The organism is Glutamicibacter sp., assembly GCF_032154645.1.
GTDB lineage: Bacteria > Actinomycetota > Actinomycetes > Actinomycetales > Micrococcaceae > Glutamicibacter.
On sequence record NZ_JALDXV010000003.1, the window covers coordinates 259,729 to 282,904 of the forward strand.

General features: G+C 62.9%; 20 protein-coding genes. 15 read left to right on the forward strand and 5 right to left on the reverse strand.

Translation table 11 applies throughout. The annotated features are described in order from the left end of the window. Positions 1-41 precede the first annotated feature (41 nt). The 4 genes from RUH64_RS05045 (at position 42) to RUH64_RS05060 (ending at position 4,871) form a co-directional block, all read left to right on the forward strand. Positions 42-686 carry an LppM family (lipo)protein gene (locus RUH64_RS05045; protein WP_313811793.1) on the forward strand — a complete coding sequence of 215 codons (645 nt, stop codon included), beginning with the start codon at positions 42-44 and terminating at the stop codon, positions 684-686. Between the two features lie 139 nt (positions 687-825). Then, a complete protein-coding gene (gene pheS, locus RUH64_RS05050) occupies positions 826-1,905 on the forward strand; it encodes a phenylalanine--tRNA ligase subunit alpha (protein ID WP_313811795.1) in 1,080 nt (359 codons plus the stop codon). A gap of 4 nt (positions 1,906-1,909) precedes the next feature. After that, a complete protein-coding gene (gene pheT / locus RUH64_RS05055) occupies positions 1,910-4,450 on the forward strand; it encodes a phenylalanine--tRNA ligase subunit beta (protein ID WP_313811797.1) in 2,541 nt (846 codons plus the stop codon). A gap of 232 nt (positions 4,451-4,682) precedes the next feature. Beyond that, entirely contained in the window at positions 4,683-4,871 is a 189-nt protein-coding gene (locus tag RUH64_RS05060) for a hypothetical protein (RefSeq protein ID WP_313811799.1), read from the forward strand. A 754-nt stretch (positions 4,872-5,625) separates the two neighbouring features. On the opposite strand, the gene RUH64_RS05065 is transcribed toward RUH64_RS05060, so the two are convergent. Then, positions 5,626-6,150 (reverse strand): phosphoribosyltransferase, encoded by a 525-nt coding sequence (locus RUH64_RS05065; RefSeq protein WP_141364912.1) that lies wholly within the window; start codon positions 6,148-6,150, stop codon positions 5,626-5,628. A gap of 445 nt (positions 6,151-6,595) precedes the next feature. Between RUH64_RS05065 and RUH64_RS05070 the strand changes: the two genes are divergently transcribed. Further along, a complete protein-coding gene (locus RUH64_RS05070; protein WP_313811803.1) occupies positions 6,596-7,987 on the forward strand; it encodes a DUF5129 domain-containing protein in 1,392 nt (463 codons plus the stop codon). A 304-nt stretch (positions 7,988-8,291) separates the two neighbouring features. Here the strand turns inward: RUH64_RS05070 and RUH64_RS05075 are convergent, their stop codons facing one another. The 3 genes from RUH64_RS05075 to RUH64_RS05085 form a co-directional block, all read right to left on the reverse strand. Continuing rightward, positions 8,292-9,242 (reverse strand): DMT family transporter, encoded by a 951-nt coding sequence (locus RUH64_RS05075; RefSeq protein WP_313811805.1) that lies wholly within the window; start codon positions 9,240-9,242, stop codon positions 8,292-8,294. Positions 9,243-9,335: 93 nt separating this feature from the next. Next, on the reverse strand, positions 9,336-10,253 hold the full coding sequence (locus RUH64_RS05080) for an amidohydrolase family protein (RefSeq protein WP_313811807.1): 918 nt from the start codon (positions 10,251-10,253) through the stop codon (positions 9,336-9,338). A 32-nt stretch (positions 10,254-10,285) separates the two neighbouring features. After that, positions 10,286-11,254 carry a quinone oxidoreductase gene (locus RUH64_RS05085; RefSeq protein WP_313811808.1) on the reverse strand — a complete coding sequence of 323 codons (969 nt, stop codon included), beginning with the start codon at positions 11,252-11,254 and terminating at the stop codon, positions 10,286-10,288. A 167-nt stretch (positions 11,255-11,421) separates the two neighbouring features. On the opposite strand from RUH64_RS05085, the gene argC reads away from it, so the two are divergent. The 7 genes from argC to RUH64_RS05120 all read left to right on the forward strand — a co-directional run bounded on the left by argC (position 11,422) and on the right by RUH64_RS05120 (position 19,262). Next, complete coding sequence (gene argC, locus RUH64_RS05090) at positions 11,422-12,453, forward strand: N-acetyl-gamma-glutamyl-phosphate reductase (protein ID WP_313811809.1); 1,032 nt, start codon at positions 11,422-11,424, stop codon at positions 12,451-12,453. Then, positions 12,450-13,664 (forward strand): bifunctional glutamate N-acetyltransferase/amino-acid acetyltransferase ArgJ, encoded by a 1,215-nt coding sequence (argJ, locus tag RUH64_RS05095; RefSeq protein ID WP_313811811.1) that lies wholly within the window; start codon positions 12,450-12,452, stop codon positions 13,662-13,664. Before argC ends, argJ begins: the two co-directional genes overlap by 4 nt. Before the next feature lie 15 nt (positions 13,665-13,679). Next, the gene (gene argB, locus RUH64_RS05100) at positions 13,680-14,621 is read left to right on the forward strand and encodes an acetylglutamate kinase (protein ID WP_313811813.1); all 942 of its coding nucleotides are present in this window, start codon (positions 13,680-13,682) and stop codon (positions 14,619-14,621) included. Between the two features lie 44 nt (positions 14,622-14,665). Continuing rightward, positions 14,666-15,925, forward strand: a complete 1,260-nt coding sequence (locus RUH64_RS05105) for an acetylornithine transaminase (protein ID WP_313811814.1) — start codon at positions 14,666-14,668, stop codon at positions 15,923-15,925. A gap of 40 nt (positions 15,926-15,965) precedes the next feature. Continuing rightward, positions 15,966-16,925 (forward strand): ornithine carbamoyltransferase, encoded by a 960-nt coding sequence (gene argF, locus RUH64_RS05110; protein WP_313811816.1) that lies wholly within the window; start codon positions 15,966-15,968, stop codon positions 16,923-16,925. Position 16,926: 1 nt separating this feature from the next. After that, entirely contained in the window at positions 16,927-17,430 is a 504-nt protein-coding gene (locus RUH64_RS05115; protein ID WP_313811817.1) for an arginine repressor, read from the forward strand. A gap of 80 nt (positions 17,431-17,510) precedes the next feature. Beyond that, the gene (locus tag RUH64_RS05120; RefSeq protein ID WP_313811818.1) at positions 17,511-19,262 is read left to right on the forward strand and encodes a hypothetical protein; all 1,752 of its coding nucleotides are present in this window, start codon (positions 17,511-17,513) and stop codon (positions 19,260-19,262) included. 86 nt (positions 19,263-19,348) lie between these two features. Here RUH64_RS05120 and RUH64_RS05125 read toward each other — a convergent pair whose 3' ends face one another. Continuing rightward, a complete protein-coding gene (locus tag RUH64_RS05125; protein ID WP_313811819.1) occupies positions 19,349-19,900 on the reverse strand; it encodes a macro domain-containing protein in 552 nt (183 codons plus the stop codon). A gap of 270 nt (positions 19,901-20,170) precedes the next feature. Here RUH64_RS05125 and argH point away from each other — a divergent pair, with 270 nt between their 5' ends. From argH to RUH64_RS05140, 3 genes are all read left to right on the forward strand, one after another. Then, the gene (argH, locus tag RUH64_RS05130; RefSeq protein WP_313811820.1) at positions 20,171-21,589 is read left to right on the forward strand and encodes an argininosuccinate lyase; all 1,419 of its coding nucleotides are present in this window, start codon (positions 20,171-20,173) and stop codon (positions 21,587-21,589) included. Between the two features lie 96 nt (positions 21,590-21,685). Beyond that, positions 21,686-22,426, forward strand: a complete 741-nt coding sequence (locus RUH64_RS05135; protein WP_313811821.1) for a maleylpyruvate isomerase family mycothiol-dependent enzyme — start codon at positions 21,686-21,688, stop codon at positions 22,424-22,426. 154 nt (positions 22,427-22,580) lie between these two features. Next, the gene (locus RUH64_RS05140) at positions 22,581-23,120 is read left to right on the forward strand and encodes an adenine phosphoribosyltransferase (protein WP_313811822.1); all 540 of its coding nucleotides are present in this window, start codon (positions 22,581-22,583) and stop codon (positions 23,118-23,120) included. Positions 23,121-23,176 lie beyond the last annotated feature (56 nt).

Here is a 23,176-nt window from a genome sequence, read left to right on the forward strand (position 1 = left end):
GGAGTATAGGTAACCACCAACTTCCACTAGGAGCTTCTTCCGTGAAGAAAATCTTTAGCGTCATTGCGCTATTCTTTACCGCTATTTTGGCCTTGTCGGGTTGCGTCAATATGAATGTTGGCGTTGATATCAAGGGTGAGGACAAGGTCACCGGCACGGTAGAGGTAACTACCGCTAAGCAGTCCCTTCAGGGCATGGACTTTAAAGAGCTCATGGCTCAGCAGGTTGATATGTCTAAGCTGGACAGCATGCTTGCCGACCAGTGGACCTACACCGAAGTAGAAGAAGGCGACAAGGTAGGCATCCGTTTTGAGACTGCCAAGACCATGACCTACTCGGAACTGGCCGACGCGTTCTCAGTCTTTAATATTCCGGTGACCGTCACCGATAACGGCAAGGAATTCACCTTCACCATGCCTGGCTCCGGGCAGACCGCTGTAGATTCCAGCTTTACCGAAGCAAAGGTTGCGGTGACCTTCCCAGGCGCTGTAGTTTCCCACTCCGCCGGTGAAGTCGAGCACAATACCGTGACCTTTGACCTGATCGAAGGCGCGGACGTATACACCGCTACCGGCGAGGCCAACCACTCGCTGTACTACTCGATCCTCTTCGGCGGTGCACTGCTCGTGCTGTCATTGGTATTCACCCTGGCCTTTGCTCCTAAGGCGCAGAAGGAAGCTCACTAATCAAGAAGTAACACTTCCAGCTTCTAGAGCTACGCCAAGGGCCCGTCTTCGTTTCAACGAAGACGGGCCCTTGGCAATAGAATGGTAGCAAGTGTTCAAACGCGTAAGTACAAGATAAGAGTAAGGATCGATCGATCCCATGTCTGATCAGACAACCGAACAGGCTCCGGACGCGGAGCTAAACATCCCGCACCCAACCGATGAAGCCGGCATCCAGGCAGCCGTCGAGGCCGCCTTGGCAGCCATCGAAGCAGCTGGCGACCTGAACGAGCTCAAGGATGCACGACTGGCCCACACAGGCGAGAAATCGCCGTTGTCGCTGTCCAACCGCCAGATCGGCAAGCTGGACAAGTCAGAAAAGGCTGTTGCAGGCAAGCTCGTCGGCGGCGCCCGTGGACGAGTCAACAAGGCCCTGGCTGCCCGCACCGTCGTGCTGGAAGAAGCGGAAGCAGCCCGCATCCTCGTGGAAGAAACCGTGGATGTCACCGCTGCCGCACGCCGCCGCCGTACCGGCGCCCGTCACCCGCTCTCGGTCCTGCAGGACCGCGTTTCCGACATCTTCGTCGGCATGGGCTGGGAAATCGCCGAAGGCCCGGAAGTCGAATCCGAGTGGTTCAACTTCGACGCTTTGAACTTCAAGCCGGACCACCCGGCCCGCGAAATGCAGGACACCTTCTTCATCGAGCCTGCCGACGCTCACCTGGTACTGCGTACCCACACCTCCCCGGTACAGGTCCGTTCCATGCTGGAGCGCGAGGTTCCGGTCTACGTGCTGTGCCCGGGGCGCACCTTCCGCACCGATGAGCTGGACGCCACCCACACCCCGGTCTTCCACCAGTTCGAAGGCCTGGCCGTGGACAAGGGCCTGACCATGGCCGACCTGCGCGGCACCCTTGAGCACTTCGCACGCCAGATGTTCGGCGCGGAGGCTAAGATCCGCCTGCGCCCAGCGTACTTCCCGTTCACCGAGCCGAGCGCCGAACTGGACATCTGGCACCCGGGCGCCAAGGGCGGCCCGCGCTGGATCGAGTGGGGCGGCTGCGGCATGATCAACCCCAACGTGCTGCGCGCCGCGGGCATCGACCCGGAGGAATACTCCGGCTTTGCCTTCGGCATGGGCATCGAGCGCACGCTCATGTTCCGCAACGACGTTCCTGACATGCACGACATGATCGAGGGCGACGTCCGTTTCAGCCAGCACTTCGGGATGGAGATCTAAGCACATGCGTATTCCACTATCATGGCTGCGCGACTACGCGCAGGTACCGGCCGACGCCTCGGCCGAAGATGTCATGGCGGACCTGGTCAAGGTCGGCCTCGAAGAAGAAGACGTCCACCGCCCATCGGACGAGCTCTCCGGCCCCATCGTGGTCGGCCAGGTGCTCTCGCTGGTCAAGGAAGAAGCCTCCAACGGCAAAACCATCAACTGGTGCCAGGTGCGCGTGGTTCCCGAGGGTGCCGAGCAGACCCTGACCGGCAAGGGCATCGACCCATCGGGCGTACAGGGCATCGTCTGCGGCGCACATAACTTCGTGGAGGGCGACAAGGTAGTTGTCACCCTGCCCGGAGCGGTGCTGCCAGGGGACTTCAAAATCTCCCCGCGCAAGACCTACGGCCACACCTCGGCCGGCATGATCGCCTCCTCCCGCGAGCTGGGCATCGGCGAAGACCACGACGGCATCATCGTGCTCTCCCGCCTGGGCCTGGACCCTGAGCTGGGCACCGACGTCATGGAGCTCTTTGGCCTGAACGATCAGGCGGCGGAGATCAACGTGACCCCGGACCGCGGCTACTGCTTCTCCATTCGCGGCGTAGCCCGCGAATACGGACTGGCCACCGGCACGGACTACACCGACCCGGCAGTGACTGTAAACGTCAGCGCCGCCACCGAGGCCGGCCACGAGGTAGTGCTCAAGGACGAGGCTCCGATCTACGGAGTACCAGGCTGCACCCGCTTCGTGACCCGCGAGGTCACCGGCATCGACCCGACCCGCCCGACCCCGCGCTGGATGGCTTCGCGCCTGCAGCTGGCCGGCGTGCGCTCGATCTCGCTTCCGGTGGACATCTCCAACTACGTGATGTTCGAGCTGGGCACCCCGATCCACTGCTACGACGCCGACAAGGTGAGCGGTGCGATCACCGTTCGCCGGGCCGCCGTCGGGGAGAAGCTCACCACCTTGGACGACAAGGAACGCGAGCTGTCGGTCGAGGACCTGCTGATCACCGATGAATCCGGTGCCATCGGCATTGCCGGTGTGATGGGTGGGGCCTCCACCGAGGTCTCCGACACCACCACCCGTGTGCTGATCGAGTCTGCCCACTTCGACGCGGTCTCCATTGCCCGCTCGCGCCGCCGCCACAAGCTGCCTTCCGAAGCATCCAAGCGCTTCGAGCGCGGTGTGGATCCGGAGCTCATGCAGATCGCGGCGCAGCGCGTTGTTGACCTGCTGGTAGAACTGGCAGGCGGTACCGAAACTACCAAGGTCACCGACGCGGGCCAGGTTCCGGCACCGGCAACCATCCTGCTCCCCACCGGCTTCGCTTCGGCGCTGATCGGCATCGACTACACGGATGCGCAGATCATCGAATCCTTGGAAGGCATCGGCGCACAGGTCGCCAAGGTTGCCGAAGGCTTCGAAGTCACCGCTCCAAGCTGGCGCCCGGACCTCGCCATCAAGGAAGACCTGGTGGAAGAAGTAGCCCGCATCGTGGGCTACGACAAGATTCCAGCGACCCTGCCGGTGGCACCTCCGGGCCGCGGCCTGACCCGCGCCCAGTCGCAGCGCCGTCGTGTGCTGCAGGGCCTGGCTGATTTCGGCCTGACCGAGGTGCTGTCCTACCCATTCGTCTCCGAGGCGCAGAACAACACCTTCGGCGCAGCCGTAGCAGGCACCGAGGTCAAGGCGGTGACCCTGGCGAATCCGATCTCCAAGGAATTCCGCTTCCTTCGCACCAGCCTGCTTCCGGGGCTGCTGGACACCGCACGCCGCAACCACGGCCGCGGCTTCCGCGACCTGGCCCTGTATGAGGGCGGATTGGTGTTCCTGCCAGGTAAGCAGCTGGGTTCTTCCGTGCTGCCACCGCTGGGAGCCAAGCCAAGCGACGAGGTCTTGGCGGAGCTCTTTGCCGGCGTCCCGAACCAGCCATGGCATGTTGCAGGTGTACTCACCGGCAACGAGGGCCGCGCCGCCGCTGGCTTCGCACCTCGCGCCTGGGACTGGGCCGATGCATTGGATGCTGCACGCACCGTCACCGACATTCTCGGCACCGAGCTTGAGGTGGCGCAGGGAAGCCACCAGGCGTTCCACCCGGGTCGCGCCGCAGCGTTGAAGATCAACGGCGAGGTCATCGGCTACGCGGGCGAACTGCACCCGGCACTGCTCAAGGAGTTGGACCTGCCGGCACGCACCGTGGCCTTCGAACTGAACGCCGCCGCCGCACTGGAGGCCGCCCCAGCGGTGGTCGTGGCCCAGCACCTGTCCACCCAGCCATTGGCCACCCAGGATGTTGCATTGGTCGTCGACCGCGAGGTCGTTGCAGGCGACGTACTGGCAGCGCTGCGTGAAGGCGCCGGTGAGCTGTTGGAAGACGTCGCACTGTTCGACGTCTACGAGGGCAAGGGCATTGAGGAAGGCAAGAAGTCTCTGGCCTTCGGGCTGCGCTTCCGTGCCACCGACCGTACCCTGACAGCTGATGAAGCGTCCGAAGCACGTGCAGCTGCTGTTGAGGTTGCAGCGCAGAAGTTCGGCGCCGTTCAGCGCTAGGGGATTCGCAACCCTTTCAAACGCCTCGGTACCCTGCGAAAGTAGGGTACCGAGGCGTTGCCGTATGCCAAGGTTCAATGGGAGTCGAAACTTTGCGATGAACAGTTTCTCAGCTTAATGGCACGGATCCGACCAGAGATATATTCTGGGGTTCGTCGCCGGGCAATACCCCGAGATATGCACTTCGATTCATCCGCCCAGTGCGAGATGCGGAAAATTAGGCGGCAAATCAATGCCTGCTCCGACCGATACCGCCGAGCCTGCCCAGTTGTTGCTTTCACAAGTCGGAGAGTATTGGCTTTTCGCCGTCGGGGCGCATCAATGCGGTGCCGGTATGGAGCTAATTTCGGTGGCCCAGCAGGTACAGACAACTTCTGAGCAGCTGCTTCCGGCCGAACGCCAAGAATTCAACTACCCCTAGGCCCGGAAAGAGACACTGCTCGAAATCGAAGGCACTGGAATGAGTCTTGGACCGCCGTGGCTGTCTGCCGGTGTGCGCCGCCTTGAGCACAAAGGACCCACCGTGTATCGACGACAAGTTGTTCCATACACCGCATCGGGCCATAACAATACAATCTCAGCAGCCAAGATAATAGCGTGTGCTGATCTCCTGCGATTAATCAGTAACTACGCTGCCAACTAATGTTCTTTGATGGTGTAGCAACCATCTTTCAGTATTCCTCGGGGCCAAAAGAGATATTGAATTTCTAATTTTAAAGTGAGATTCCTTCTGTCCGTTTGGAAGGGTGTAAAGGAATTGGGCTGATGAGGAAATCGGCCTTCACCTCAACTAACTCCCCATTCGGCGGGACAGGGTATCGGGTGGGAATCGTATTCTTTGATAGATTATTACCGATGTAATTCTTCTGTAAAGCTATTGTTCGCGCCCGATGGGGGAAATTTAAATGTCTATGGGACGCGCAATTTGGTCGTGTTTTCTTGTCGGTGTCCTTGGAACCATCGCGGTTCTCGTTATTATTGCCGTCGCGTGGGGCGTCGTGCTTTTTATTCAGCGAGGGGCCGGGACTCATCTTCCAGATCCTGAAGTTCCCAGCATGAGCATTAACGACGATTCCCGTGATCCGATGCGTCCGACAGACTGACCTTCAAATAGATCACCGGTTAAAGCAATGGAGGACGACATCATGTCGTCCTCCATCGATTGCTAACTTTATTTACTTTGCTTCTTCGGTCTTGGTGACCGGTGGCAGATCAGACCACGGGAAGGTAATCCACTTGTCGGTGCGGCGCCACTCGAAGTCAGGAACCAAGATGGTGCGTGGCTTGGTGTAGAGGCACACGGTCTTGACGTTGGCGCCCCATTCGGAAATCAACTCAAGAACCTTGGCCAAGGTGCGGCCCGAGTCGGAAACATCGTCTACGAGCAGAACGTTCTTGCCGCGCAGTGCTCCCTCGTCAAGCATCGGAGGAAGGACAACTGGTTCTGGCAATACGGTGCCGATGCCGGTGTAGAACTCGACGTTCAACGCGCCGCAGGCCTTTGCGCCCAGTGCATATGCGATCGAACCGGCAAGCAACAGGCCACCGCGAGCGATGGCAACAACGACATCGGTTTCGAAACCGCTGTCGACGACGGTCTGAGCAAGTTCACGGGAAGCAACACCGAAGGTGTCCCAGGTGAGAACTTCGCGCTCAGTCTCTGATAGTACGGCTGCGCCGGAATCGTCAATGCTAGTCATTCTACGATTTTACCGTGAGATATGACGTTTCCTGACATGTTGCGCTGCCAGACCTATCGATCTTCTTCGTTCTCTGCCTCATTTTCCACGCTGATTAGCATTGTTGAGCCGGAGCAGAGTTCTAGTGAAACTTCCAACACCAACGAGTGCAGGCCTCAGATGGAGGACCTGGACCCGAGGCAAGAGCAGAAAATGACGGTCATAAACGAAAACTGCGCCAGGCTCTGCTGTCGAGGTGGAATTAGCCGATACGATGGTCAAAGGTCATCGTCAGTCAGCTGGACTACAGGTCCAACGGAGGTTCATTCCAGTGCAAATTCACCGAGCCCCTTTTTTCGTCCGGGCCGCGGCTTCAGTCGCGGTAATTGGAATTCTGGGAATAGCACCGGCAGCTCAGGCCGCAGTGACGGCCCTCGATGCCCCTTTCGGCACAAATTTAGAATCCGTGGAAGTCTATGACACCGCCGGCGTGCTTAATGAGCAAAAGCTCCAAGACGTGATTGGTGAACTTGATTTTCATGAGCCGACGAAGGTCGCAGTGTACTCACGGGACGGAGAGTATTCGGACAACATTAATACGGAAACCCTGCTTTTTGCCAAGGACTCCCATCCTGAATGGATTTCATCGGATCCGGAAGATTATGGAGATTATTGGTCCGACGGATATTTCATCATCACTTTGTCTGTAGAAGATGCCGGTTCAGGGCAGATCGGTACGTATTTTGGTGAGGACCGAAAAGTGACCGAGGGGCAGATGCAGAAGATTCACGAAGCCGGATACGACAATTTCCGTGCTGCTCGTTGGACCGATGGCATCATCGACGTTGCAACGGCGGGCGCTGGGATCATTAATCGGCCTTGGTACCTGCAGCCTGGAATGTGGATTTTCGGGGCGGTGGTCGCGCTGGTTGGCGGCGGAACCGCGCTGGGAATTTTCGGCGCAAGAGCATCTCGACGCAGCAAGTTTGCCGAGCATCTAGCCCAGGGGCAAAAACACCTCAGCAACGTCACCATGGACTTGGAATCAACCGAGTTATCGGCGCGCACCCTGCCCACCGGATCGCGGCATGCTGCCGACCTCGAACGCAGGTTTGCAGACTTCATGACCAAATATCGTGAGTCATTTACCAAGCAGCAGGAGCTGGAAGCAGCGACAAAGAAGGAACGGGGCACCTCTGCTGGCGTACAGAGTTCAAAGAACTTCAGCCTGACAGCTCAGAATTTAGACGCGACGGACGATGCCATCATTGCGGCGGCCGCGCTCTACACCCGCTCATCGACGTGGGAAGACGCTTGGCGCGCTCAGATTGCTCCGCTGCTGGAAGATCTTAAAGCACTACCGGAATTGACAGCGGAAGCAGAGGAAGGGACCCAGGGCGCAGCCGCCGCCCTCGATTCTTTCGCCGCGGATGCGTCATCAGAGATTGAACGCATCGGCACCGATTTGAAAGCAGAAAACATTGACGTTGACTCGGCACTTGACCGGTTAACCGAACTGCGCAAACTACTCACCGAGCGATTGGACGCCTTCGCAACGGCCCAAATCGAAGCCTATGCCGAAAGCGAAGAAGAGAAGCGCGATATGCAAGAAGCGCTGCGCAATGAACGCACCAAGTACTCCAACCGGGGCTACCGAAGCGGGGGATCGATCCTTGACGTGACCAGCCCCGGAGAACTTTTCTGGCGCGTGCAAAGCTTCAACACCGGGTACCACGCAGGAGTAAATTCCGTCACGAGCTCCCGACAAGCAGCCAGCTCTACTTCCTCCGGAATATCCAGCGGATATTCCGGAGGAGGCGGAAGCTTCTCAGGGTCCGGAGGATCCTCGCGGTTCTAGAACGCTTCGCTGTGGGACATCACGTTGGCAGCAGGGCCGACGATCTTCGGATCCTGCCACGCTACCTCTCCTTGGAGTTCGCCATGCTCTGTAGAGCGTGATCGGCATCGGTTTCAGGGAGCATTTCTCGCTGTAGTCGTCCTATTTTGTCCAGCAACTCAAGCCTTGTTGCCCAAGTCGCCAAGGCTACTTCATCGAGCATTCACACGGCGCGATATATCTTCACGTGCGGCACTTTTGAGGTGAAGACTTCAGACGCGGCGCACCAGCTGGCCGCCGCCGAGTGGCACTACCCGGAGGTGTTTCAGGCGCCGCGGCGAAGGCCGAACAGCAGTACGGCAACGAGCAAACTCATCGCCACCCCGATGCTCGCGGTCAGCTGGGCCCCGAGCAGCACATCGGCGGCCAGTACCACCACCGGCAGCGCAGAAATGATGATCGCCGAATGCAGGGGCCTGGCAAGGGTAATGCCCCATTGGAGCAGCAGGATCGGGGCGCTGATGGCAACGGTCGAGATGCCGGCAATGGCGATGAGCTGTCCGGCGTCCACCGGTCCGAGCATCAGGGCTGGAAGGGAGAGCGCTCCGCAGATGATCCATGCCAAATGGAAGCGCGCCACACTCATGCTCAAGGCACTCACGCCGCGCTGGGCCAACTGACGGGAAATGAGCAGCACCCCGGCGGCGCAGCTTCCGGCAACGACGCTGAGCAGGATGCCCGCCAACTGGTGGGCGCTGGCCGATTCCTGGGCTGCGAAAACGAACCAGGCAACGGCACAGGCAGCCAGAAGCACCCAGGCAGGATAGAGCAGTGACTTTGCGCTATTCCGTCCCCGGTTCTGCACATATGCCACAGTAGTCACGGCGATCGGGCCGAGGCCGGTTTCGATGACGCTGGCAGCGGTGGCTGGGATCATCGTCGCCGCTACGTAGAAACAAGCGAAGGCTCCGGCGGTGACCAGATTCAGCTTGACCCATTCGGTGGGCCGGATCCGAACAGCACGGCCCTGCGCCTGCCCGCGCCGGGACCGCACGGCATAGATGAGCACCGCGATGATCGAGGCGCTGAGGAAGGCGCTGAACGTGGCGAAGGTGCCCCACCGCGGGTCGACCACATGGGCTACCACCGCCGTGCCGATGCCCTGCCAGAGAACTGCCAAAGCCACCACCAGCACGCCAAGCCATAGCCCGGCGGCCCTGGCTGCAACATGCGGTTCACCGGCCTTTGCCGATGCTGTGGTGGGTGTCTGGCTCATGGCGCTTCCTCAAAAGTCGGTCGATGAAAGGTATTCTCACCAGTCAAGAGGATTTGCTGAACCATTGCAAAACGTGCGCACCATATGTCGCGGCTAGGGCAGCTCAAGGACCGCATCGAGCAGACGCTGCGGGGCGTCGTGCAATACCTCGCGCATCCACGCGTCGCCCAGCCCCAGGGACTCAAGGGCCTGCAGTTGATGGCTGTAGGGGTAGGGGATGTTCGGGAAGTCGCTGCCCAATACCACCTTGCCGCGAAGCTGTGCCAAGAGTTCGACGTACCCCGGAGGCATGGGCGCGAAGGACTGTGTGAAGTCGGTGGCGAGCATGGTGGTGTCCAGATGAACCCCGGGGTGTTCCAACGCCAGGCGCGCAAATTCGTTGTACTCGGGAAGACCCGCATGGGCGATGACCAGCACCAGCCGGGGGTACCGTTCAAGCAGCCGCTCGATGTTCTCGACCCCGGTGTATTGTCCGCGATGCGGCCCGTTGCCGCAGTGGATCACCACCGGGGTCTGAGTCTGTTGCAGCAGCTCCCAGGCGTCAGTCAGCAGCCGGTCGTTCGGGTCGAAGTTGCCGACCTGAACATGCACCTTGAAAATCTGCGCCCCCGCCTCCAAACAGCCGCGCACCTGCTGACCGGCACCGGGTTCGGGGTAGAAGGTTCCCGAATGGATCGCCTGCGGGTGTGCCTTGGCAAAATGGCGTGAATAGTCGTTGAGCCAGTCGGCCATGCCCGGACGGTGGGCGTAGTTCAGCGTGCTGAAGCGCTTCACGCCCAGGCGGCGCAGGTCCTGGATCCTTGCCGCCTCGTCATGGCGGTAGGTGATCGGCCAAGCCAGCTCGCCGTGCTCCTCGCGGGCGTCGAAAAACGCCCAGACCTTGCGCAGCACGTTATCGGGCATGAAGTGCACATGCAGGTCGATCACGCCGTCAATCCCCAGCCGGTCAAGGTAGCCGACAATTGCCGCATCTTCGGCCGGGGCGAGCAGCTGGTGGGGTACCTCGCTCATATGTTCCTTCACCGTCATTGGACGCCGCAGCCCTAGGGGAGCAGCAGTACCTTGCCGGTGGTGGCCCGAGACTCAAGGGCCTTGTGTGCCTCGGCCGCCTGGGCCAGCGGGAATTGTGCACCGATGCGTACATCGATGTCACCGCTGGCAGCCCAGCCCAGAACATCGCCGAATCGCCAGTTCAGCTCTTCGGCGGTGGCGATGAAGTCGCCCAGCTTCGGACGGGTGACACTCAGCGACCCGCCGGCGTTCAGGCGCTGCAGGTCAAAGGCGGGCACCTGGCCGCTGGCCCCGCCGAAGAGCACCAGCGTGCCGCGCCGGCGCAAGGCGGCCAACGACCCATCGAAGGTATCCTTGCCGATTCCGTCATAGACCGCATGCACGCCCGCCCCGCCGGTGACCTCGGCGACGGTGGCTGCCACCTGGTCGTAGTCCACCACGTAGTCGGCACCGGCGGCCTTGGCTAGGTCCTTCTTTTCCTGGGTGCTGGCGGTGGTGATCACCGTGGCCCCCTTGAGCTTGAGCATCTGGGTCAGCAACAGCCCCACGCCGCCGGCTCCCGCATAGGTCAAGACGGTGTCTCCCTGGCGCACCATGTAGCTGTTGTGCACCAGATAGTGGGCGGTCATTCCCTGCAGCGGCAGGGCGGCGGCAAAGCGCAGGTCAACGGCGTCGGGCACCTTGGCGATGGCGGCGGCGTCCACCATCGCATATTGCGCATAGCCGTTGACTCCCGAGGCGGTCGCTACACGGTCACCGACCGAGTAGTTCTGCACGCCGGGGCCCACCTCGGTGATGACCCCGGAGAATTCCGAGCCGGGAGTGAAGGGGTAGTCGACCTGATACACGCCGCTGCGCTGATAGGTCTCGATGAAGTTCACGCCGATGGCGGCGATCTTCACCAGCACCTGTCCCGGACCAGCACTTGGCACCTCGCGCTCGCCGAGCACCAATCCGTCGGCGTCACTTGGCTCGGCGACGAGAATTGCCTGTTGCTGCATGGCTGTACTCCTAGTACTTCGGCGGTTGAATCCGTGGGGTATCCCGCTGCTCAGTCTACGACCGCGGTGCGGCGGCTGACGCGCCGCGGGGAGCATGTCGAGAAAGATGACGGAGTATCTATGAATATTTATTAGCGTCTATGCATAAGTTGCGGTACGATCTGGTCATGACGATTTCAGTAGCTGTCTCCGGTGCCAGTGGGTATGCCGGCGGCGAGGTTCTGCGCATCCTCGCGGCCCACCCAGAGGTAGAAATTGGCGCGATCACCGCGCATTCCCAGGCCGGGCAGCGACTCGGCTCGATCGCACCGCACCTGCATGCGCTCGCCGACCGGGTGCTGGTGGACACCACCGTTGAAAATCTTGCAGGGCACGACGTGGTCTTCCTGGCCCTGCCGCACGGCGCCAGCGCCGAGGTCGCGGCCCAGCTGCCCGAATCCACCCTGGTCATCGACGCGGGCGCGGACCACCGCCTGGAATCCGCCCAGGCCTGGGAGAAGTTCTACGGAACCCCCTACGCAGGATCCTGGCCCTATGGCTTGCCCGAGCTGCCGGGCCAGCGCGAGAAGCTGGCCGGTGCCAAGCGCATCGCAGTTCCCGGCTGCTATCCCACCGGCGGCCAGCTCTCCCTGGCCCCGGGCTTTGCCGCCGGACTGCTGGAAACCGACGACGTAGTCATCGTCTCCGCCTCCGGCACCTCCGGAGCCGGCAAGTCCCTGAAGCCCCACCTTCTGGGTGCGGAGGTCATGGGATCGATGAGCACCTACGGTGTGGGCGGCGTGCACCGCCACATCCCGGAAATGGAACAGGGCTTCTCCAAGCTTGCCGGCGCCCCGGTCACCGTCTCCTTCACCCCGACCCTGGCCCCGATGCCGCGCGGCATCCTGACCACCGCCACCGCCAAGGTGAAGCCAGGCGTCACTCAGGAGCAGCTGCGCGCGGCCTGGGAGCAGGCCTATGCCGGGGAGCTGTTCGTGCACCTGCTGCCCGAGGGCCAATGGCCCACCACCGGCGCGGTGCAAGCAAGCAACCACGTGCAGATGCAGCTTGCCTTCGATACCCACGCGAACCGCGTGATCGTCTCCGTGGCGCTGGACAACCTGACCAAGGGCACCGCGGGAGCGGCCGTCCAGTCAATGAACATCGCGCTCGGCCTGCCAGAAAATACCGGATTGCTCATGCAAGGAGTCGCACCGTGAGCCTCGCCCACACCAACACCCACCCCTCGGCACCTTCCACCGGCGTCACCGCCCCGGCAGGCTTCGCAGCTGCAGGCGTTCCCGCCGGCCTGAAGTCCACCGGCAAGAACGACGTGGTCGTGGTTCAAAACCTCGGCCCGTCCTTCACCGCCGCCGGCGTGTTCACCTCCAACCGCGTGGCCGCCGCCCCGGTGCACTGGTCGCGCCAGGTCATCGCCGACGGCCGCGTGGACGCGGTGCTGCTGAACTCCGGCGGCGCCAACGCCTGCACCGGCGCTGAGGGCTTCGGCAACACGCACAAGTCGGCAGAACACGTGGCGCAGCTGCTGGGCATCTCCGCGGGCGACGTGGCCGTGGCCTCCACCGGGTTGATCGGCGTGCAGCTGCCTATGGACAAGATGCTCTCCGGGGCCTCCGAAGCAGTCTCCGCGCTGGCCGGCGACCAGAACGCCGCGGACCAGGCGGCGGCCGGCATCATGACCACCGACACCGTGCCCAAGCTGACCAGCCGCCTGGTGGGGGATTCCACCACCGGCCAGGTCATCATCGGCGGCATGGCCAAGGGTGCGGGCATGCTCGCTCCGGCCCTGGCCACGATGCTCGTGGTGCTCACCACCGATGCGGTGCTTTCCTCCGAGCAGCTGGATCAAGCCCTGCGCGCTGCGACCGCGATGAGCTTTGACCGCGCGGATTCCGATGGCTGCATGTCAACCAACGACACGGTGCTGCTGCTGGCCTCAGGCGCCTCGGGCATCACCCCGGATGTTGCCGAGTTCACCGCGGCGCTGACCGACGCCTGCCAAGAGCTGGCGGCCAAGCTGATCGAAGATGCCGAGGGGGCCGACCACACCATCGCCATCCGCACCTTCAACGCCGCCACCGAGGCCGACGCACTGGAAGTCTCCAAGGCCGTCTCCCGCTCCAACCTGGTCAAGACCGCGATCTTCGGCAAGGACCCGAACTGGGGGCGCGTGCTTTCAGAGGTCGGCACCACCAAGGCCGCCTTCGAGCCCGATGGGCTGAACGTGGCCATCAACGGCGTGTGGGTGTGCAAGAACGGCGGCGTGGGCGAAGACCGCGAGCTGGTCAGTCTTGAGGACCGCAACGTGTCCATCGACATCGACCTGAACGCGGGCAGCGAGGAAGCCACCGTGCTGACCAACGACCTGACCCACGACTACGTCCACGAAAACTCCGCCTACTCCAGCTAGGAACCACACAGCATCATGACCGAAAACCTGCGCCCCAACCTGGCCGACGCCCAGCGCAAGGCCGAAGCACTGATCGAGGCCCTGCCCTGGATCCAGCGCTTCGCCGGAACCACCATGGTGATCAAATACGGCGGCAACGCCATGATCAACGAGGAACTGCGCCGCGCCTTCGCCGAGGACATCGTGTTCCTGCGCCACGCCGGCATCAACCCGGTGGTGGTGCACGGCGGCGGACCGCAGATCAACAAGATGCTGGACACCCTGGGTATCGAGTCCGAATTCCGCGGCGGGCTGCGGGTGACCACCCCCGAAGCCATGGACGTGGTGCGCATGGTGCTCACCGGCCAGGTGCAGCGGGACCTGGTCGGCCTGATCAACTCCCACGGCCCCTACTCGGTGGGCATGTCCGGCGAGGACGGCGCCACCTTGCAGGCCATCCGCCGCGGCACCGTCGTGGACGGGCAGCAGGTGGACCTGGGCCTGGTCGGCGAGGTGACCACCGTGCGCACCGACCAGGTGGACTCGCTGATCGATGCGGGCATGATCCCGGTGATCTCCACCGTCGCCCCGGAGTTCGACGAACACGGCGAACCCACCGGTGCGGTGCTCAACGTCAACGCCGACACCGCCGCCGGGGTGCTGGCCACCGCGCTGGGTGCCAGCAAGCTGGTGATCCTCACCGACGTGGAGGGGCTCTACGGCGCCTGGCCGGACAAGTCATCGCTGATCACCTCGATCAGCACCGAGGAACTGCGCGAGATGATGCCGAGCCTGGAATCAGGCATGATCCCCAAGATGGGGGCGTGCCTCAAGGCGGTAGACGCCGGCGTCGGCCAGGCGCACATCGTCGACGGGCGCGAACCGCATTCCATGCTGCTTGAAATCTTCACCGCCGCCGGCGTGGGCACCCAGGTGGTCCCTGCCGCACCTCCGGTGGCTAACCACCTGCCCAACTAACCACAGCAATGCTGCACCGAAACGCTGCACCGAAAGGACCGAGGATGAGCGAGCACGCCACCGACGCCGGAATCGACACCACCGACCTGACCGAACTGGCCCACGCCTCTTCGACGGTGCTGGGGCAGCGATACGCGTCCAGCCTGCTCGGGGTCTTCGGCACCCCGCAGCGCGTGTTGGTGCGCGGGGCAGGCTGCCACGTGTGGGATGCCGACGGCAACCAGTACCTAGATCTGCTCGGCGGCATCGCGGTGAACACCCTGGGCCACGGGCACCCGCTGCTCACCTCGGTGATCAGCAGCCAGCTGGCCACCCTGGGCCATGTATCCAACTTCTTCACCTCGCCCACGCAGATCGCGCTGGCGGAGAAGCTGCTTGAAATTTCCAACGCCCCGGCAGGTTCCAAGGTGTTCTTCGCGAACTCCGGCACCGAGGCCAACGAGGCGGCGCTGAAGCTGACCCGCCGCAACGCCGGCACGCCGCAGGCCCCGCGCACCAAGGTCATCGCCCTGGAACACGCATTCCACGGCCGCACCCTGGGTGCGCTGTCGCTGACCTACAAGGAAAAGTACCGGGCGCCCTTCGCCCCGTTGCCTGAAAACGTGCAGTGGATCCCGGCCGGCGACGAGCAGGCCCTGCGCGCGGCGGTGGATGAGAGCGTGTCTGCGGTGTTCATCGAGCCGATCCAGGGCGAGGCCGGGGTGCGCGTGCTCAGCGCGGACTACCTGCGCGCCGCCCGCGAGATCACGGCCAAGGCCGGAGCACTACTGGTCTTCGACGAGGTGCAGACCGGCATGGGCCGCACCGGCTCCTTCTTCGCCTCCGCAGGCGTGATCCCGGATGTCATGACCCTGGCCAAGGGGCTGGGCGGCGGCTTCCCGATCGGCGCGATGATCGTCTTCGGCGAGGCGAACACCGCCTGGCTGACCCCGGGTGACCACGGCACCACCTTCGGTGGCAACCCTGTAGCCTGCGCCGCAGGCCTAGCGGTGATCCATGTGATTGAAAAGGAGCAGCTGCTCACCCACGTGCAGGACACCGGCGCCTGGCTGCGCGGGCAGCTCGCCGGCGTGCCGGGCGTGGTGGCTGTGCGCGGGGCGGGCCTGCTCAACGCGTTTGAACTCTCCGGCCCCTTCGCCCCAGCCCTGGTGACCGCCGCCCTGGATGCGGGCTTCATCATCAACGCCACCGACGAGCGCACCATCCGCCTGGCCCCGCCGCTGGTAGTCACCACCGACCAGCTGGCAACCTTCATCGCCGCCCTGCCGGAACTGATCAGCGCCGCCGCAAACTCCGCCGAATAACCGCACAATTCACGCCTCAACACCTCAAGGAGCCACCCGAATGAGCACCACCCGCCACTTCCTCACCGACCTGGACTTCACCCAAGAAGAGCAGGGCAAGGTCCTGGACCTCGCGCTGGCGATGAAGGCCGACAAATACGGTTTCACCCCCTACGCGGGCCCGCAGACCGTCGCCGTCTTCTTCGACAAGACCAGCACCCGCACCCGTGTCTCCTTCCACGCGGGCATTGCCGAACTCGGCGGCTCCCCGCTGATCATCAACTCCGCCGAATCCCAGCTGGGTCACAAGGAGTCCATCGCCGATTCCGCCCAGGTGCTTGAGCGCATGGTCTCCACCATCGTGTGGCGCACCTACGCCCAGAAGGGCTTGGAAGAAATGGCGGCGAACTCCTCGGTGCCGGTGATCAATGCACTGTCCGACGACTACCACCCCTGCCAGCTGATCGCCGACCTGCTCACCGTGCGCGAGCACAAGGGCGCACTGGCCGGCCTGAAGATGACCTACCTGGGCGACGCGGCGAACAACATGGCCAACTCCTACCTGCTGGCAGGCGTCACCGCCGGCATGCACGTGGCCATTGCCGGCCCCGAGGGCTACCTGCCCGATGCGGCCATCATCGCCGCCGCCGAGGAACGCGCCGCGTCCACCGGTGGATCGGTCACCATCACCACCGACGCGGCCGCCGCGGTCAAGGACGCCGACGTCGTCGCCACCGACACATGGGTTTCCATGGGCCAGGAAGAGGAGAAAGAGGCGCGCCTGAAGCTGTTCACCGACTACTCGGTCACCTCCGCGGCCATGAAGCTCGCCAAGGACGACGCCATCGTGCTGCACTGCCTGCCCGCCTATCGCGGCTATGAGATCGACGCGGCGGTCATCGACGGGCCGCAGTCGGTGGTCTTTGACGAGGCGGAAAACCGTGTGCACGCCCAGAAGGCCATCATGACCTGGCTCATGGTCGCTTCCAACCTTGCCGACGACGACCGCGTGGTGCTGTAGCATGGGGGCCCAGCCGAGCACCAAAACAGCACGACAGGCCCGCATCCGAGCGTTTCTGGGCAACAACTCGGTCAAGTCCCAGGCCGAGCTGCTGGCCCTGTTGAAGGACGATGGGCTGGAGGTCACCCAGGCCACGCTCTCACGCGACCTAGTGGAGATCGGCGCCGTGCGCATCCGCGACAACTCGGGCCAGCTGATCTATGCGGTGCGCCAGGAAGGCGGGGACCGCTCACCGCAGACCGCCATCACCCAGGAAGTGCTCGACGCCCGGCTGGCCAAAATCTGCGCCGAGCAGCTGGTCACCGCGGAAGCCAGCGGCAACATCGTCGTGCTGCGCACCCCGCCGGGGGCTGCCAACCTGCTGGCCCTGGCCATCGACCACTCGCAGATGCCGGCCATCCTCGGCTGCATCGCCGGGGACGACACCATCATGGTCACCACTCGGGACGTCGACGGCGGCGCCGAGGTGGCGGCGCGCTTCTTGCAGCTGGCAGAACCGCGCTAGCCGCCGGGGCCTCCTGCCCGGTTATCCACAGTGCGCGGCCCCGCCGGCCCCGTGGTTGGCTGAGGCGCGATCATCGGAGCATGGAAACCGCAGGCATCACCCACAGCGCCGACACGCTGCTGCACCAGCTGCAGCAGGCGCCAGCCCTTACCGCTGGCGACCTGCTGCGGCTGCAGTCCGCCTGCCTGGCGCTGCTGGGAATGCTGAACACCGCGGCGCAGCAGCAGAACGATCCGCGCCTCGCCTGCGCCCATGCCGCCTACACCGAGGCCTGCTCCCGCGTCATCGCCCATCAGAGCATCGCCGCCGCCAGCAAGGTGGAGACCACCGCCGCCCATGCGCTGGCCCTTGAAGAGTTCGACGCCCTGCGCGATGGCTGTACCGACGTCACCGCCGACGCCAAATTCGCCCCGGGCCGCAGCTGCTACCGCGACGCAGCCGACTTCCTGTCCCACTGGCTGAACATCAACTACTTTGAGGCGTCCCGTCGTCTGGGTGATGCCCACCTTGTCTACCGCCGCAAGGACATCACCGGAGCCGCCTGTACGCCGCGCTTCGAAAAGCTGGGCCAAGCCTTTTCCGCTGCGCCAGCGTTGTCGCAAAAAACGGGGGAGCACCCCGCCGTGCCTGATCTACGGGCGTCGGCCGACCCCCGCGCGGTGCTGCACGCCGCCCGCGCCTTGAACAAGTTCGAGCCCGAGGACACCACCTTCGACGGACTGCCCGCCTTCGCCACCGCGGCCGCCCCCGACGGCCGGCTGATGGAAGACCACGCCGTCGAGCTGCTGGCAGAACGCGATCCCCGCACCCGGGATAAGCACATCAACGCACTGATCAACCGCTACCAGAAGGACCACAAGGAAACCAAGGACCTCCCCGTAGGTCTCTTCAGGGGCAAGATCGTCGGAGGCACCCACCAGTATCTTGTCAACGTGGCAGGCGTGGACATCGAGGTCATGGAGTCCCTGCTGGCCCAGGCTGACAACAAGCACACCCAGGCGGGATCCGCCGCCCGCGCCGGATCCACGAGAGGCCACTCCGATGCGGCACAGGGTGCCGACGCTCATGATGACGCCTCCGCCGACGCCGACGCCTCCGCCGACGCCGACGCCTCCGCCGACGCCGACGCCTCCGCCGATGCCGCCGTCGACCCGCTCTTCAGCAGCACCGCACCGCCGCCGGAATGGGCCTTCGGCGCCGCGGAACACACTGAAACCACCAGCGGCACCGGCCCGGAATTACCCAAAAACGCAAAACCCTCCCTGCAAGTCGGCTGCACCGTCGCCCAACGCAGGCTCAACGCGCTCATGGCGATATTGGTGAACCTGGACCCGAACGCAGATGGCAAACGTGTGACCCCGGAAATCATCGTCCACGCTGCCCTAGAAGATCTGCGCGACCTCTCGACCATTACCGGCGTCACCGCACATGGCGTTGAACTCTCCGCGGCAGAATTGCGTGCGATGCTCTGCGAGGCAAAGGTTCTCAGCCCGATCTACAACGCCGACGGCGTCATCATGGATGTGGGGAGGGACCGGCGGACTTTCCCGCGCTACATGAAGCTGGCAGTCAGAGACCGCGATGGCGGCTGTATTGTGCCGGGCTGCACCCAGGACCCAGCCCTCATTGAATTTCACCACATCAACCCCTGGTTCATGGGTGGGCGAACCAGCATCGAGAACTGCTGTCCGCTGTGCGCAGCCCATCACGTTATGGTTCACGCGGGAATCCTGCGCATCGTAAAGATCAATTCGTTGCCCTACGCAATCCTGCCGAGGCACCTTGATCCGGACCAACGCCCACAAAGAAACAGCTACTTCTCCCGCTGCTGACAACACTCCGCGCCCACCTTGAGGCGCAGAAGCGGGCCACCGGCAAAAGCGATGGCCCGCTGAATACTACGCAGTTGATCCGCAGCCTAGGCTGCGATCTCCTCTATCGACTCCATTCCAAAGGCATGCTCGAACGCTGCCTGAACCTCGTCGTTGTAGGACACCATGATGATGCGGTGAATGGGGGAGATGTGCTTATTCGTCTCGACCCATTCGCCGATTGATTTGTAGGCCACCTGTGCAACTTCTTCTGCGGGCCATCCAAACGCGCCAGTTCCCAGCGCGGGGAAGGCGATTGAGTGGGCTTCATGCCGGGCGGCCGTGTACAGCGAGTTCTTGAAGCAGTCGGCCAGAATCTTCGGATTCGGCTTGATGAGGGCAAGATTTGGGGCCGCAGTGTGGATGACCCACTTGGCTTTCAAATCTCCCGCCTTGGTTGCTACCGCTATGCCCGAAGGAATTCCGTCGGGGTACCTGGAAGCGCGTATTTCTCGGGCCGCTGCTAGTAGGGCAGGTCCGGCTGCGTGATGAATAGCTTCATCCACGCCCTTTCCGCCAAGAAGGGATGGGTTTGCGGAGTTGACAATTGCATCAACATTCAGCGTGGTGATGTCCCCGCGAAACAACTGGATTTCCATTTGGTTTCCTCCAATGACGTATCCGTTTACGAATATGGCTTCACCATACGCCCGAGCGTTGTGAGGTGGAAGAGAAAAAATAGTATTACGGGCGATGCGCGAGAATTCCTGCCAAACGCACAGAATCGGCCGCGCAAGAAACTAATGAATATTTATGAGCGATCTTGCATAAAGTTTTGCTACAGTGGTACATAGGTACAAGAACTCTCCGCGCATTACCTGGTTTGGAGGCAGCAACAGCGCTCCGCCGCCAGCAGAAAGGAACGGGCAATGGCTTCGTCAACAAATGAAGGCTCACTCTGGGGCGGTCGCTTTTCCGGTGGCCCGGCCGACGCCATGGCCGCCTTGAGTAAGTCCACGCACTTCGACTGGCGTTTGGCCAGCTACGACATTGCCGGATCCCGCGCCCACGCCAAGGTGCTCAACCGCGCAGGCCTGCTCACCGAGCAGGAGCTGATCGACATGATCGCGGCACTAAATCAACTGGAAGCCGACGTGCTCGACGAAACCTATGTCGCAGCAGCAACCGATGAGGACGTCCACGGCTCGCTGGAGCGCGGTCTGCTGGAACGCGCCGGCACCCAACTGGGCGGCAAACTGCGCGCAGGCCGCTCCCGGAACGACCAGATCGCCACCCTGGGCCGCATGTTCCTGCGTGATCACGCCCGCATCATCGCCGGTGGCGTCATCGATACCATCGACGCATTGCTGGAACAGGCCAAGGCGCATCCCTACGCTCCGATGCCGGGGCGTACCCACCTGCAGCACGCTCAGCCGATCCTGCTCTCCCACCTGCTGCTCGCCTATGCCTGGCCGTTGCTGCGCGACGTGCAGCGTTTCGTCGATTGGGACCAGCGCGCCGCCGTATCTCCCTATGGATCGGGCGCGCTGGCTGGCCAGACCCTGGGGCTGGATCCGAACTTCGTCGCAGCGGAATTGGGCTTCAATTCGGCGGTTTACAACTCCATCGACGGCACTGCCGCCCGCGACGTGTTTGCCGAGTTCTCCTGGATCTCTTCGATGATCGGCGTTGATCTGTCCCGCGTGAGCGAGGAGATCATTCTCTGGGCTACCAAGGAATTCAGCTTCGTGAAACTGCACGATGCCTTTTCCACCGGATCTTCGATCATGCCGCAGAAAAAGAACCCCGACATCGCAGAATTGGCACGCGGCAAGGCCGGGCGCTTGATCGGCGACCTCACCGGTCTGCTGGCCACGCTGAAGGCCCTCCCACTGGCCTACAACCGCGACCTTCAGGAAGATAAAGAGCCAGTGTTCGACGCGGCGGACACCCTTGAGATTCTGCTGCCAGCGGTGGCGGGCATGATCCAGACGTTGACCTTCAACACCGAACGCATGGCAGATCTTGCGCCTCAGGGCTTCGCTCTTGCCACCGACATCGCCGAATGGCTGGTGCGCCAGGGTGTACCGTTCCGCGACGCCCACGAGCTGTCCGGCGCTGCCGTGCAGCTGGCCGAATCCCGTGGCGTTGAACTGTGGGACCTAAGCGATGAAGACTACGCGGGCATTTCCGAACATTTGACGCCGGCGGTGCGCGAGGTGCTCTCCACCGAAGGTTCGCTCAATGCCCGCAACGGCCAGGGTGGTACTGCACCGAGCGCCGTGGCTCAGCAGATCACCGAGTTCGAGCGTCAGCTGGAAGCTGTGCGCGCCTGGACCGCGCAGTAGGCCGAACGCTCGGCTTGGGCGGCTGGGTCGGGTGCGTCAAGCATTCGAACCCGGCCGCCTACTCTTTTAACCCGTGCACGCGATACAGTGTGTTTCATGACTCAGCTAATGGCCCCGGCCGCGCTTATTTCACAGGTCACTACCTCATTGGATGAACTGCGCGAGCAACTGCGCGGCGTGCCCTTCGAAAAATATCCGGCGCCAAGTTCGCTGCCCGGCTGGAGCACCGCCCAGCTGATCGCTCATCTTGCCTCGCTGGCCAAGGCTGCCCGGCGGCAGTTTGAACATGCGGGTGAAGAATCCTCTCCGGAAATGTACGACGGCGGCGCCGTCGGACGCATGGAGGCTATCAACCTGACCGCACTGATGCGCCCCGAGGCGCTGAGCGAACTGGCGGATTCCGCGCTTGTGGAACTGCGCCATGTGCTCCCCGGAGCCGAAGCGAAGTGGGAGCTGTCGGTGGGCTACCGGCCCGGCGCCAAGGTGGCGGACATGATGTATGCGACCTGGCGCGAGATGTTGATCCACGCGACGGACCTAGACGAATTTGTGCGCCCGGCCTCAACCTGGCCTGCGGAGTTCTCCGAACACCTTTTCCGCGCCCTGGCAGCGCGGGTGCCTGCCGAGGATCGGCTGGTATTGCAGCCGCACGGCAGGTCCCCGGTGGTGCTGGGCAACGGCGAACAGTCGTGGGTGCTTACTGGAACAGAGTTTGACTTGGCCGCTTGGCTCGCAGGCCGGCCAGCTGCGGGCCCGGTCCAGGCGACCGCCGCGGCGGACGGTGCGGAATACCCGCAACTGCTTCCCTGGCCCAGCGATCGCTTGATGAGCCGCTGACATCACGCATGATCTTGGCGCGGCAGGCATAAGTATTCAGGCCGCCTCGGTGCAGGTGCCGCATGAAAATGCATTGCACCGCATAGGCCAGCGTCACACGATCGATGGCCAGGCCGCCTAAATTGTTGCGCGAATGCGACTAAAATATTGAGGCGTGAACACTTCTGAGAGCATTACCGAACTTCTTGACCGCCTCTGCGCCATCGTGCCCGACTACCCGCAGCCGGGTATTTCGTTTAAGGACCTGACACCGGTCTTCGCGGATCCTGCCGGACTGCGTCGGATGGTCGACGAGCTGCTGACCCCATTCGAGGGGCAATTCGACGTGGTTGCGGGGCTGGAAGCCCGCGGCTTCGTTTTGGCCGCGGCCGCGGCCTACGCGTCGGGCACCGGAATGCTCACCATCCGCAAGGCGGGCAAGCTGCCGCGCGAGGTGTACCGCGATGAATACACGCTTGAGTATGGCTCGAGCTGCTTGGAAATCCACCGCGACGAGGTAGCCCCCGGCACCCGCGTGCTGATTTTGGACGATGTGCTCGCCACCGGCGGCACCGTTGGCTCAGCGGTGCGCCTGATTGAAAAGACCGGCGCCGTCGTCGCCGGCGTCGGCGTGGTGCTGGAACTCGACGGGCTGAACGGACGGGACCAACTGAACGAACATCGGGTGGTATCGCTGCAGCTCGTGCACTCTTAACCACTGTGAGTATTGAGGTGGCTGGTCTGGGACTAGCTGGCAGGATAAGAACCAGC